Annotated in this window: 9 protein-coding genes; 8 read left to right on the forward strand and 1 reads right to left on the reverse strand. The window is 64.0% G+C overall.

Annotation, left to right across the window (positions count from 1 at the left end):
* The first annotated feature begins 102 nt into the window (after positions 1-102).
* On the forward strand, positions 103-429 hold the full coding sequence (locus J7396_RS01730) for a hypothetical protein (protein ID WP_209260859.1): 327 nt from the start codon (positions 103-105) through the stop codon (positions 427-429).
* Positions 430-656: 227 nt separating this feature from the next.
* On the opposite strand, the gene prpR is transcribed toward J7396_RS01730, so the two are convergent.
* The gene (prpR, locus tag J7396_RS01735; protein WP_136733064.1) at positions 657-2,276 is read right to left on the reverse strand and encodes a propionate catabolism operon regulatory protein PrpR; all 1,620 of its coding nucleotides are present in this window, start codon (positions 2,274-2,276) and stop codon (positions 657-659) included.
* A 127-nt stretch (positions 2,277-2,403) separates the two neighbouring features.
* Between prpR and prpB the strand changes: the two genes are divergently transcribed.
* The 7 genes from prpB to J7396_RS01770 all read left to right on the forward strand — a co-directional run bounded on the left by prpB (position 2,404) and on the right by J7396_RS01770 (position 12,971).
* Positions 2,404-3,300, forward strand: coding sequence for a methylisocitrate lyase (gene prpB / locus J7396_RS01740; RefSeq protein WP_209260860.1), 897 nt, complete (start codon positions 2,404-2,406; stop codon positions 3,298-3,300).
* A 74-nt stretch (positions 3,301-3,374) separates the two neighbouring features.
* A complete protein-coding gene (gene prpC / locus J7396_RS01745) occupies positions 3,375-4,529 on the forward strand; it encodes a 2-methylcitrate synthase (protein WP_014089551.1) in 1,155 nt (384 codons plus the stop codon).
* A gap of 160 nt (positions 4,530-4,689) precedes the next feature.
* Positions 4,690-7,284: a Fe/S-dependent 2-methylisocitrate dehydratase AcnD gene (acnD, locus tag J7396_RS01750; protein WP_209260861.1), complete on the forward strand. Its 2,595-nt coding sequence runs from the start codon at positions 4,690-4,692 to the stop codon at positions 7,282-7,284.
* Between the two features lie 9 nt (positions 7,285-7,293).
* Positions 7,294-7,851 (forward strand): hypothetical protein, encoded by a 558-nt coding sequence (locus J7396_RS01755; protein WP_209260862.1) that lies wholly within the window; start codon positions 7,294-7,296, stop codon positions 7,849-7,851.
* 113 nt (positions 7,852-7,964) lie between these two features.
* Positions 7,965-9,164 (forward strand): 2-methylaconitate cis-trans isomerase PrpF, encoded by a 1,200-nt coding sequence (gene prpF / locus J7396_RS01760; protein ID WP_209260863.1) that lies wholly within the window; start codon positions 7,965-7,967, stop codon positions 9,162-9,164.
* 515 nt (positions 9,165-9,679) lie between these two features.
* Positions 9,680-11,896, forward strand: coding sequence for a TonB-dependent receptor (locus J7396_RS01765; protein WP_039432333.1), 2,217 nt, complete (start codon positions 9,680-9,682; stop codon positions 11,894-11,896).
* A gap of 76 nt (positions 11,897-11,972) precedes the next feature.
* Positions 11,973-12,971: a nucleoside hydrolase gene (locus J7396_RS01770; RefSeq protein WP_033478517.1), complete on the forward strand. Its 999-nt coding sequence runs from the start codon at positions 11,973-11,975 to the stop codon at positions 12,969-12,971.
* The last annotated feature ends 371 nt before the right edge of the window (positions 12,972-13,342 follow it).

The following is a 13,342-nucleotide window of genomic DNA, read 5'->3' on the forward strand; positions in this document are numbered from 1 at the left end:
GCGACAGACGCTGCATTTAAGCACTTTTCGCTAGGGCCGGTGCCTTGCGAGCTCGACAGGGACTTGCCATCCTGCAAGGCCCCGGATCGAGATGGAGTGGCGATGAAGACGCTGCTTGGAAGTGCGCTGGTTGCGACATTGCTGTTGGCCGGGTGTGCGCGCGACGTTGGTGAGCAGTACGTGGGCAAGTGGGTCAACGTGAAGTCGGAAAAGAATGTGCTGAGCATCGAGCACAATGGCGAGAGTTTCATCATTCGCGACACCCAGCCGGAGCTGTTCGGCAATGGCGTCAAGACCCGCAACCATCCGGCGCTGCTGACCAAGGGCGTGCTGCAGGTGTCCAACGGGGTCGGCACGGTCAACTACGCGATCGATGAGGCGAGCGGCAAGTTGAGCACGGGCGATACCGAGTACACGCGGGTCAAGTGACGGCGAGACGCTTTTCAAAGACATGCGATGAAGGCGCGCGGCGTTGCTGCAGGCGAGTTGATCGTTTCACCAGATCGCTGCCTCGTGTCGTTCTGAGTGCGTCCATATCGCGATCAGCGTGGCTCGGGCATTCATGCGCCGAGCGTGCATGCCATTCATTGCCGCCTGAGGGTGGAAGGCCGCGCCTCTATGTGTGGCCCGGTCAGCCGCGCGAGTTCGCGCTTGCCTTATGCACGCGATGCCACCGCCTGCGCCTGCATCCAGCGCCACAGCGTGGTGCGCGAGACGCCGAGCGCTTGCGCGGCAAGGGCGCGGTTGCCGTTGGCGCGGTCGAGCGCTGCGCGGACTGCGGTGGCAGTGAGCTGCAGGCGAGAGGTTGCCAAATCGGCAAGCTCACGCGGTGCTTCGTGGTTGCCGAAATGCGTATCGAATAATTCCGGCGCCCAGCGTTCGAGTTGTTCTAGGCTGAGGCTGTCGTGCGGTTGGGATTTCCAGTGAATGCACAGGCGTTCGACCAGGTTGCGCAGTTCGCGTACGTTGCCGGGCCAGGTGTGCTGTTGCAGGCGTTGCAATGCCGCTGGCGATAACGGCGATGCGATGCTGCCGAGTTGCTGGAAATAATGCGCAAGCAACAACGCAATGTCGTTGCGGCGATTGCGCAACGGAGGCAGTGCGATGCGCAGCGCGGCAAGGCGATAGAACAGGTCGCGGCGGAAGCGGCCTTGTTCGACCAACTGCTGCAGGTCCAGCAGGCTGGCGGCGACCACGCGCACGTCGATCGCAACGGGCACCGTTGCGCCGACACGCACTACTTCACGTTCTTCCAGGACGCGCAGTAGCCGAGTCTGCAACGGCACGGGCAATTCGCCGATTTCGTCGAGGAACAGCGTGCCGTCCTGCGCAGCTTCGATCAGGCCGGTGTGGCCGCCGCGACGTGCGCCGGTGAAGGCGCCGTCGCTGTAGCCGAACAGTTCCGCCTCCAGCAACGATTCGCTGATGGCGCCACAGTTGATCGCCACGAAACGGCCGCGGCGACGACTGCCGGCATGCAGTTGTCGTGCGACCAGTTCCTTGCCGGTGCCGGTGTCCCCGCTGATCAACACGGTGCCGGTATGCGGTGCGTAGAGCTGCACCAGCTCGCGCGCGCGCCGCATTGCGCCGTCTTCGCCCAGCAGGGCGTCGGCGCGTCGTGCGCGGTGCGGGGCGGCACGGCCGGCGACGCGATCGATGCCTGGAGCGGTGCCCAGCGCGATGGCCTGTTCCAGCGCATGACGCACCGAATCGGCCGAATACAGCAGCACGCCAGGCAGCCCGGCCTGCTCGGCGAAATCGATCGCCATGCCGGTGCCGACAATGACCTGGATGCCGCTGGCGCGCAGATCGGCAATGCAGTCGCGTGCGTCTTCGGCGGTGACGAAACGGCGGTGTTCGATCTCCAGATCGAAGCTGTGCTGAAACGCGCGGAACGACGGCACATCGGTGGCGTGGGTGACCACGCCGATGCGTGGCGCAATGCGGCGCGCACGCGCCAGCGCTTCCATCAGATCGAACCCGGTGGCCTGGATGGGCGCCAAGGGCAGCGCGAGCCGGCTGCGCAGGTACGCCGCATTGGATCCGCCGGCCACCAGCGCGTCGCAGCGCTCGCGGCGCAGGCGCTGGCCGATGACCTCGACCGCTTCGGCAAAGCCGAGGTTGATCTGCTCGATGCGCGCGCGCTGGTCGAACTCGGGGATGACATCGGCCAGCAGGCCGGTCAGGCGCGAGACGCTGACGGTCCAGATGATGGGCAAGGAGGCGTCTGCGGTTTCCGGAGGGGCAGGGGTGCGCATGACAATCCCGCGTTTCAGTGGCGTTTCATCGTGAATCAGTTGTTGCATTTTTGCAACCATTGGCGCCTGGGGTTGCCATCAAATCAACGACTTGTACTTGGCATGGTGCTTGCGCCTGCACGGTGATCCCATCCAAGGAACCGCCATGATGTCTTCGTCCACTCCCTCTGCTGGCGCGCGGTTTCGCGCTGCACTGGCTGCCGAATCGCCGCTGCAGGTGATCGGCGCGATCAATGCCAACCATGCGCTGCTGGCCCAGCGCGCCGGCTATCGGGCCCTCTACCTGTCCGGCGGCGGCGTGGCGGCCGGGTCGCTGGGGTTGCCGGACCTGGGCATCAACACGCTGGAAGACGTATTGATCGACGTGCGCCGCATCACCGACGTGTGCGAGCTGCCGCTGCTGGTGGACGTGGACACCGGCTTCGGGCCGAGCGCGTTCAATATCGAGCGCACCATCAAGTCGCTGATCAAGGCCGGCGCGGGCGGTTGCCATATCGAAGACCAGGTGGGCGCCAAACGCTGCGGTCACCGGCCGGGCAAGGAGATCGTGAGCCAGGGCGAGATGGTGGATCGGGTCAAGGCCGCGGCCGATGCCAAGACCGATGCGGCGTTCTTCCTGATTGCGCGCACCGATGCAATCCAGATGGAAGGCGTGGATGCGGCGATCGAACGTGCCATCGCCTGCGTGGAAGCGGGTGCGGACGGCATCTTCGCCGAAGCTGCCTACGACCTGGACACCTATAAGCGCTTCGTCGATGCGGTAGGCGTGCCGGTGCTGGCCAACATTACCGAGTTCGGCAAGACCCCGTTGTTTACGCGCGACCAGCTGGCGCAGGCTGGCGTGGCGATCCAGCTGTTTCCGCTGTCGGCATTTCGCGCAGCCAACAAGGCGGCCGAGGCGGTCTATACCGCGATTCGGCACGACGGTCATCAGCAGGGCGTGCTGGACAGCATGCAGACGCGCGAAGAGCTGTACGAACGCATCGGCTATCACGATTACGAGCAGCGCCTGGATGCGTTGTTTGCGCGCAAAGGCGCATGATTGCGCGCTGCTGATCATCTCATTGCCACCTCGCACGCCACACCGCGACACCACACAGTTTGGGAGCTCATCGCATGAACGACACTGCTACTGCTGGTTTCAAGCCGAAAAAGTCCGTTGCCCTGTCCGGCACTGCCGCCGGTAACACGGCCCTGTGCACGGTGGGGCGCAGTGGTAACGATCTGCATTACCGCGGTTACGACATTCTCGATCTGGCCACCACCAGCGAGTTCGAAGAAATCGCGTACCTGCTGGTGCACGGCAAGCTGCCCAACAGCGGCGAGCTGCGCGGTTACAAGGCCAAGCTGCGCTCGCTGCGCGGTGTGCCGGCAGCGGTGAAAACTGCGCTGGAACAGTTGCCGCCGTCGGCGCATCCGATGGATGTGATGCGCACCGGCGTGTCGGTGCTGGGCTGCCTGCAGCCGGAAAAAGACGACCATAATCACCCGGGTGCGCGCGACATCGCCGACAAACTGATGGCCTCACTCGGTTCGATGCTGCTGTACTGGTATCACTACAGCCACAACGGCAAGCGCATCGAGGTGGAGACCGACGACGATTCCATCGGCGGCCATTTCCTGCACCTGCTGCACGGCTTTGCACCCAAGGATTCGTGGGTGCGCGCGATGCATACCAGCCTGATCCTGTATGCCGAGCACGAATTCAATGCATCCACCTTTGCGAGCCGCGTGATTGCCGGGACCGGCAGCGATATGTACAGCGCCATCGCCGGCGGCATCGGTGCGCTGCGTGGCCCCAAGCATGGCGGCGCCAACGAAGTGGCGTTCGAAGTGCAGAAGCGCTACGACACCCCGGACGAAGCAGAAGCCGATATCAAGGCGCGGGTGGAACGCAAGGAAGTGGTGATTGGCTTTGGACATCCGGTGTACACGGTGTCGGACCCGCGCAACAAGGTGATCAAGGAGGTGGCGCGCGAGCTGTCCGATGAGCAGGGCAGCCGCAAGATGTACGACATCGCCGAGCGTTTGGAGAGCGTGATGTGGGACATCAAGAAGATGTTCCCGAACCTGGATTGGTTCAGTGCGGTGAGCTACCACATGATGGGCGTGCCGACGGCGATGTTCACCCCCTTGTTCGTGCTGGCGCGCACAGCCGGCTGGAGCGCGCACATCATCGAGCAGCGCATGGACGGCAAGATCATTCGCCCCTCGGCCAATTACACCGGGCCGGAAGATCAGGTGTTCGTGCCGCTGGATCAGCGCAGCTGAGGACGCTTTGCGCAGCCGCTGATTTCTGGGTTTCGGTCGCCTTCGATGAAGGCGATCGGACCTCGCAAGCCAGGTCAGCAGCAAGACTTGCAAACCTCTGCAACGCCAAGTTCGATTCCCGATCCCCGATTTCCCCCCGCCTGCTTCGATATCGCCAGCCATGAATAGCCAGTACCGCAAGCCCTTGCCGGGCACCTCGTTGGATTACTTCGATGCACGCGCCGCCGTCGATGCGCTGCAGCCCGGTGCGTATGCAACCTTGCCATACACCGCACGCGTGCATGCCGAGAACCTGGTGCGGCGGGCAGAGCCACAACTGCTGGAGGCGTACCTGCGGCAATTGATCGAGCGCAAGCGCGATCTGGATTTCCCGTGGTTTCCGGCGCGGGTGGTGTGTCACGACATCCTGGGTCAGACCGCGCTGGTGGATCTTGCGGGCTTGCGCGATGCCATTGCCGAGCAGGGCGGCGACCCGGCGCAGGTCAATCCGGTGGTGCCGGTGCAGTTGATCGTGGATCACTCGCTGGCAGTGGAATACGCCGGCTTCGACAAGCAGGCGTTCGCCAAGAATCGCAGCGTGGAAGATCGTCGTAATGCCGATCGCTTCCACTTCATCGAATGGACCAAGCGTGCGTTCGAGAACATGGAAGTGATTCCGCCGGGGAACGGGATCATGCACCAGATCAATCTGGAGAAGATGTCGCCGGTGATCTACACGCTGGACGGGGTGGCGTTTCCGGATACGTGCGTGGGCACCGACAGCCATACGCCGCACGTGGATGCGCTGGGCGTGATCGCGGTTGGCGTTGGCGGGTTGGAAGCGGAGAACGTCATGCTGGGGCGCGCCTCGTGGATGCGCCTGCCGGACATCGTCGGCGTGGAATTGACCGGCCGGCCGGCGCCGGGCATCACCGCCACCGACATCGTGCTGGCATTGACCGAATTCCTGCGCGCGCAGCGCGTGGTCGGCGCGTATCTCGAGTTTTATGGCGATGGTGCACGCGCACTGACCATCGGCGACCGCGCGACCATTTCCAACATGACACCGGAATTCGGTGCGACGGCGGCGATGTTCTACATCGACCAGCAAACCATCGATTACCTGCGCTTGACCGGTCGCGACGATGCGCAAGTCGCGTTGGTGGAGACCTATGCGCGGCATACCGGCCTATGGGCAGACGATCTGGCCACCGCGCAGTACGAGCGCGTGCTGCAGTTCGATCTGGCCAGCGTGGTACGCAACATGGCCGGGCCATCCAATCCGCACAAACGCGTGGCCACTACCGAGCTGGCGGATCGTGGGATTGCCGGTGCGTGGGAGCAGGTGCCGGGGCAGATGCCCGATGGCGCAGTGATCATCGCAGCGATCACCTCGTGCACCAATACCTCCAACCCTCGCAATGTCATCGCTGCCGGCTTGCTGGCGCGCAACGCCAATGCACGCGGATTGACCCGCAAACCGTGGGTGAAGAGCTCGCTGGCGCCCGGATCCAAGGCCGTGCAGCTGTACCTGGAAGAGGCCGGTTTACTGAGCGAGCTGGAGCAGTTGGGCTTCGGCATCGTGGCGTTTGCCTGCACCACCTGCAATGGCATGAGCGGGGCGCTGGATCCTGCGATCCAGCAGGAAATCATCGATCGCGATCTGTATGCCACGGCGGTGCTTTCGGGCAACCGCAATTTCGATGGGCGCATCCATCCGTATGCCAAGCAGGCGTTTCTCGCCTCGCCGCCGCTGGTGATTGCCTACGCCATTGCCGGCACGGTGCGCTTCGATATCGAGAAGGATGTGTTGGGCATCGACGCCGCCGGCGTGCCGGTCACGCTCAAGGACCTGTGGCCGAGCGATGCCGAGATCGACGCGGTGGTGGCGCGCAGCGTCAAGCCGGAACACTTCCGCAGCGTGTACGACCCGATGTTCAAGCGCAGCGTGGGGCAGGGGATCAGCGTGAACCCGCTTTACGACTGGCGCCCGACCAGTACGTATATTCGGCGTCCGCCGTATTGGGAAGGCGCGTTGGCCGGTGCGCGCACGCTACGCGGCATGCGCCCGTTGGCCGTGCTGGGCGACAACATCACCACCGACCACTTGTCGCCGTCGAACGCGATCATGGCCGGCAGCGCGGCTGGGCAATACCTGGCGCAGATGGGCGTGCCGGAGGAGGACTTCAATTCCTACGCCACCCATCGCGGCGACCATCTCACCGCGCAGCGCGCCACGTTCGCCAACCCCAAATTGATCAACGAAATGGCGGTGGTCGATGGGCAGGTCAAGGCCGGCTCGCTGGCGCGGCTGGAGCCGGAAGGCCAGGTGCTGCGCATGTGGGAGGCGATCGAAACCTACATGACGCGCAAGCAGCCGCTGATCGTCATCGCTGGCGCCGATTACGGGCAGGGGTCTTCGCGCGACTGGGCGGCCAAGGGCGTGCGGCTGGCCGGTGTGGAAGTGATCGTCGCCGAAGGCTTCGAGCGGATTCACCGCACCAACCTGATCGGCATGGGCGTGCTGCCGCTGGAGTTCAAGCCGGGCACCGATCGCAAGACCCTGGGCATCGATGGCAGCGAAACCTTCGACGTGGTGGGTGAGCGCACGCCCGGCGCCACGCTGACGTTGTCGATCCACCGGCGCAATGGCGAGCAACTGCAGGTGCCGGTGACTTGCCGCCTGGATACTGCAGAGGAAGTGTCGATTTACGAAGCCGGTGGCGTCTTGCAGCGGTTTGCGCAGGATTTTCTTGAGGCAAACAAGGTCGCATAGGGCAGCACCGTGGCCGATTGTTCGCGATTGATCTTCATGCTCAAGCCGCCACCGCAGGTGCTTGAAGCGATGGCCGGTGTCGTGGCTGCACACCGCCTGGATGCAATGCTTGCGGACGCGTACTTCGATCCAGGCAACTGGCATCAGTCGGTTTCGGATCGGTTTGAAGGGTCGGCTGCGCGTGCCGCAATGCTGCGCGCGGGCGATCGTCTCGATGCTCAGGCAGTGACGTTCTGCTTGAACAGGATCACCAGTGGCGGAACCGACCCGGTGCATTGGGCATTCCGGGCAGAGGGCACGCCATTTGCCTTCGTTGCATTGCAGGCTGCCATCGCAGCAGCGCTGCGTGCGGAAGGCCTGCATGTTGGGGGCGGACACACGCCGCACGTAACGATCAGCTATGCAGCGCCCGGTAAGCTCAACCAGCCAATCGTGCCCATCATCTGGCACGCCACCGAGGTGCTGTTGGTTGAAGGCGGTGGGCGACCGTATCGCTATGTACCCATCGGATCTTGGCCATTGCGACCTGAGGGGCTCATGCCGGAGCAGACGCAACTGCCGCTATGACCTGAGCAGCAAGGCGTGCCTGCGACTGTCATGGTGACGCTTGACCAGGCCGTACAGATGCATTAGGCAAAATCATTGACATCACGTCCGCACGTCGTTTCCAAGGAACATGCATGGCATTCGCTCCCCAACTCCGCATCCCCGCCACCTACATGCGCGGCGGTACCAGCAAAGGCGTGTTTTTCCGTCTGCAGGATCTGCCCGCGGCCGCGCAGCAACCGGGCGCTGCACGCGATGCGCTGTTGTTGCGGGTGATCGGCAGCCCGGATCCATATGCCAAGCAGATCGATGGCATGGGCGGTGCTACTTCCAGCACCAGCAAGAGCGTGATCGTGTCGGCCAGCACGCGCGATGGGCATGATGTGGACTACCTGTTCGGGCAGGTGTCCATCGATAGCGCGTTCGTTGATTGGAGCGGCAACTGCGGCAATCTGTCGGCGGCGGTGGGACCATTCGCCATCGCCGGCGGCTTGATCGATCCCGCACGCGTGCCACGCGATGGCGTGGCCACGGTGCGCATCTGGCAGGCCAATATCGGCAAGACGATTGTGGCGCATGTGCCGATGGCCGATGGGCTGGTGCAGGAAACCGGCGACTTCGAACTGGACGGCGTGACCTTTCCTGCAGCCGAAGTGCAGCTGGAATTTCTCGACCCGGCCGACGATGCCGAAGGCGAGGGCGGGGCGATGTTTCCCACCGGCAAGGTCATCGATCAACTGGAAATTCCCGGGCTGGGCACGCTCGATGCCACGCTGATCAATGCGGGCATTCCCACCATCTTCGTCAACGCGCGCGACCTGGGCTACACCGGGACCGAGCTGCAGGACGCCATCAATGGCGACCCGCGCGCCTTAACCATGTTCGAGACATTGCGCGCGCACGGTGCGGTGCGGATGGGTTTGATTGCGAAGGTGGAAGACGCCGCGACACGGCAACACACGCCCAAGGTCGCCTTCGTGGCACCGCCGGCCGACTACACCGCGTCCAGCGGCAAGCCGGTGCACGCGGCCGAAATCGATCTGTTGGTGCGTGCGATGTCGATGGGCAAATTGCATCACGCGATGATGGGCACTGCAGCAGTGGCGATCGGCACCGCTGCAGCCGTGCCGGGCACGCTGGTCAATCTGGCTGCCGGCGGTGCGGCGCGCTCGGCGGTGCGCTTCGGGCATCCATCCGGCAGCTTGCGGGTCGGCGCGCAGGCGCAGCTGGTCGAGGGCCAGTGGCAGGTGACCAAGGCGCTGATGAGCCGCAGTGCGCGGGTGTTGATGGAGGGGTGGGTCAGGGTGCCGGCGCCGGTTGCCGAGGTTGGATAGGCCTGCGCAGGGTGTTGGCGCGCGTGGATGCACGCGACACATGCCTGGCGTGCGAGGCACTTCACTGGTGCTGGTGTGCGATAGCGGCATTGCGTCGGTCGGGCACCCCTGGTGGCGATGCGGAGCCGGCGTCGCGCTGCCCGCATTAGCCGGATCTGCTCCGCATCAGCTCTTCCAGGCATGCGCGTAGAACCCGGAACATCTGCGTTTCAGTCCGGCGTGTGTCCACGCTGGATGGTCATTCCCGATGCCATTGATCGATGTTGTTGCGCCCCCAAGTGATTGGCGCTGGCCACCACAGCGCAGTAAATGGCAGCGTGGCCAGCGTCGCTAACGAGCCTCCGTTTTCGCCATCGTGTAAAACGCACTGCCGTGTTGCATTAATTCGAACACTATTTCGAATTCTGGAAACTTTTTCGCACGCGCCCTGCCATAATTGTGTAAATCGTGTTAATTCTGTTGCACCGCGGCACGCAGGCCGGGCCGCCCCGCCACCAGAATCCGGAGTTCTTCCCATGTCCGCCAGCCGGTCGCTCAAGATCAGCGCGCTTGCCGTTGCCGTCGTTTCCCTTCTTCCGCTCCATGCCGCTGCCCAGCAGACGCCCGGCGACGACGGCGTCGTGCGTCTGGATGCGGTCAAGGTCACGGTCGAGCGGCGTTCGGAAGACTCCAAGGACGTGCCGGTCTCCGCCTCGGTATTGCGCCCGGAGTTCCTGGACGCCATCTCCACCAGCGGTTCGGACATCCGCGTGCTGGCCGGCAAGGCGCCCAGCCTGAACATCGAATCGTCCAACGGCCGTGTGTTTCCGCGCGTGTACATCCGCGGCTACGGCAATACGGACTTCAACACCTACGCCTCGCAGCCGGTGTCGTTGATCTATGACGACGTGGTGCAGGAAAACGCCTTCCTGAAGGGCTTCCCGATCTTCGATCTGGAAGGCCTGGAAGTGCTGCGCGGCCCGCAAGGCACGCTGTTCGGCCGCAACACGCCGGCAGGCGTGGTCAAGTTCAATTCGGTCAAGCCGACCATCGGCGCCAATGACGGCTACGCCAGCCTGTCGTACGGCACCTACGGCACCATGACCCTGGAAAGCGGCCTGAGCATCGCGATGGGCGACCATTGGGCAGCGCGTCTGTCGACCCTGGGCCAGCGCCGCGACGATTGGGTGGAAAACCGCGACGGCCGCGACCTGGAAGGCTATACCGATTCGGCCGTGCGCCTGCAGCTGCTGTACCAGGCTAGCGACGACTTCAGCGCATTGTTCAATGCGCATGCGCGCCATCTGGACGGCACCGCGCGCCTGTTCCGCGCCAACATCATCCAGCCCGGTACCAATCAGCTGGTGGATGGCTTCGATGCGGAAAAATCCTTCATCGACGGTGCCAACCGCCAGGAACTGCAGACCTACGGCGGCAGCGCCAACCTGACCTGGGACCTGGGCGACATCGCGCTGCACTCGATCACCGCCTACGAAGGGATCGGCAAGTACTACAGCCGCGGCGATATCGACGGTGGCTTCGGCGCGGTGTTCGCGCCGCCGTCGGGCCCGGGCGTGATTCCGTTCCCGGTGGAAACCGCCGGCGGCATCAAGAGCCTGGACCAGTACAGCCAGGAAGTGCGCGCCGAATCGCAGTACGACGGCCCGCTCAACTGGCAGGCCGGCCTGTACTACTTCCACGACGATGTGGAAGGCGAAAACTACACCTACAACACCCTCAGCGGCGGTGATCTGGCCAGCTATCAGCTGACCCGCCAGCGCAATACCTCCTGGGCGGCGTTCGGCTCGTTGAACTACGCGGCCACCGATCGTTTGAACCTGCGCGCCGGCATCCGCTACACCTACGACAAGAAGACCTTCGACGTGCTGGCGCTGGACCGCGTCACCCTGGTCGAACCGTCCAGCGGCGAGACCGACAACTCCAAGGTCACCGGCGATCTGGCGGCCACCTTCTCCATCAACGACGCCGTCAATGTGTACGCACGTGCCGCACGCGGTTTCCGCGGTGCCAGCTTCGGCGTGCCGTCGGGCACCGCGCCGCTGACCGTGGCCGAGCCGGAGACGGTGGATTCGTTCGAGGTCGGCATCAAGTCGGACCTGTTCGACAACCGCGCGCGCCTGAGCTTTGACATCTACGATTTCCGCGTGAAGAACCAGCAGCTCACGGCGGTGGGTGGCGCGTCCAACGACATCCGCCTGCTCAATGCCGACAAGACCAAGGCCCGCGGCGCGGAGTTCGATTTCGAAGCCTTGCTCACCCAGAACCTGCGCGTCACCGCCGGCGGCGCCTACAACTGGACTCGCATCGACGACCCGAACCTGTCGGTGGGCATCTGCCGTACCTGCACGGTCACCGACCCGATCAACGCGGCCGGCCGTGCGGTGATCGACGGCAACGACCTGCCGCAGGCAGCGAAGTGGATGGCCAACGCCACCCTGCGTTACGGCATTCCGATGGGCAACGACGGCGAGCTGTTCTTCTACACGGATTGGTCGTACCGCAGTGAAGTGAACTTCTTCCTGTACGACTCCAAGGAATTCACCGGCCAGCCGCTGGTCGAAGGTGGCGCCAAGATCGGCTACAACTGGGGCGCGGGTGCGTACGAGTTGTCGGTGTTCTGCCGCAACTGCACCAATCAAATCCGCGTGACCGGTGCGATCGACTTCAACAACCTCACCGGCTTCATCAACGACCCGCGCATCGTGGGTGCGCAGTTCCGCGCCAACTTCTGATCGGCGTTTTGGTGGAGCACTATCGAACCGCCGGCGATCATGCCGGCGGTTTTTTTATGGCAGCAGGAGTGGGCAGATGCAGCGGACCTGGCAACGCGCGTGGGTAGCGATGGCGATGTGGTGCGTGGCGACAACCGCGGGGGCGCAGCAGTCGGCCGCGGCCGTGCAATCCACGCTGGCATCGGTGCAGGCCGAGAAAGTGGTGGTCTCTACCGACGTTGGCGACGATATCGACGATGCCTTCGCGTTGGGGCTATTGCTGCGTCGCCCGCAGTTGCAGGTGCTGGGCATCGCATCGACATGGGGCGACACCGCGTTGCGTGCGCAGTTGCTGCAGCGGTTGTTGCAGCAGGCCGGGCGCAGCGAGATTCCGCTGGCAGCGGGCGCGCGTACCACCAGCACCATCGCCTTCAGCCAGGCGCGCTGGGCGGCCAAGGGGCAGTTGCCGGCGGCACTGCCGGATGCGGCCGCGATGATCCTGCAGCAGGCGCGCCAGCATCCGGGCGAGGTCACCTTGCTGGTGCTGGGGCCGATGACCGATGCGGCGCTGGCGCAGCAACGTGACCCGGTCGGCTTTGCCAAGCTCAAGCGTGTGGTGGCGATGGGCGGATCGGTGCGGGTGGGTTATGGCAAGTCTGCGTATCGTCCGGCCAGTGCGCCGGCGCCGGAGTACAACATCCTTGCCGATGTGCCTGCAGCGCAGCGCGTGTTCTCATCTGGTGTGCCAATCGTGCTGTTGCCACTGGATGCCACGCAGATCAGCCTGGAAGAACCCGAGCGCATCGCACTGTTTGCGCATGGCGACGGGCTGACCGATGCGCTCACGCAGCTGTACTACCAGTGGCGCAACACCGACCAGCCCTGGGCCAGCGCCACGCCCACGTTGTTCGATGTGGTGCCGGTGGCCTGGTTGCTACGTCCGGCGCTGTGCCCGACCACGCCCTTGCATCTGGACGTGGATGCGCAAGGCTATACCCGCGAAGGGGCTGGTGCGCCCAATGTGCAGGCCTGTTTGCACGTGGACAAGCCGGCGCTGATCGAGATGTACATGCGTGCGTTGTTGGAGTTGCACTGAGAGTGAGGAACACAAAGAGTCATGCCTGAGTCCCGCGGCGAGTGCTTCTTTGCAGCTCTTTGTGATCTAGCCAAAAGTCGGGTTGGTCGACAGCGCGGTGCCCTCACCGATCACGGGACACGCCGTGAACCCGTCCATGGGGGATCGATGGCGTCATCCATGCCGCCAACGGTTCCACAATCGGTGAGGGCACCGCGCTAGACAGTTGGCTGGTGGCCAACTGAAAGCGGGTCACTTCGCTCGCGTGCTGCCGTGGATCGATTGTTTGGTATTCGATGGACGCGATGACAGAACGAGCGAGGCCCCGCAGGCAAGTCGCAGTCCAGCTGCCTGCGCCAGGCGGCATGACGTGGTTCGGCGGTTGCTCCAAG

It is taken from the genome of Xanthomonas sp. A1809, from assembly GCF_017746015.1.
Taxonomy (GTDB): domain Bacteria; phylum Pseudomonadota; class Gammaproteobacteria; order Xanthomonadales; family Xanthomonadaceae; genus Xanthomonas; species Xanthomonas euvesicatoria.

Bases quoted from the DNA above. Each gene is read 5' to 3' on its own strand.
- J7396_RS01765 (WP_039432333.1), top strand. From the start codon at position 9,680: ATGTCCGCCAGCCGGTCGCTCAAGATCAGCGCGCTTGCCGTTGCCGTC.
- acnD (WP_209260861.1), top strand. From the start codon at position 4,690: ATGAATAGCCAGTACCGCAAGCCCTTGCCGGGCACCTCGTTGGATTAC.
- prpF (WP_209260863.1), top strand. From the start codon at position 7,965: ATGGCATTCGCTCCCCAACTCCGCATCCCCGCCACCTACATGCGCGGC.
- prpB (WP_209260860.1), top strand. From the start codon at position 2,404: ATGATGTCTTCGTCCACTCCCTCTGCTGGCGCGCGGTTTCGCGCTGCA.
- J7396_RS01730 (WP_209260859.1), top strand. From the start codon at position 103: ATGAAGACGCTGCTTGGAAGTGCGCTGGTTGCGACATTGCTGTTGGCC.
- prpC (WP_014089551.1), top strand. From the start codon at position 3,375: ATGAACGACACTGCTACTGCTGGTTTCAAGCCGAAAAAGTCCGTTGCC.
- J7396_RS01770 (WP_033478517.1), top strand. From the start codon at position 11,973: ATGCAGCGGACCTGGCAACGCGCGTGGGTAGCGATGGCGATGTGGTGC.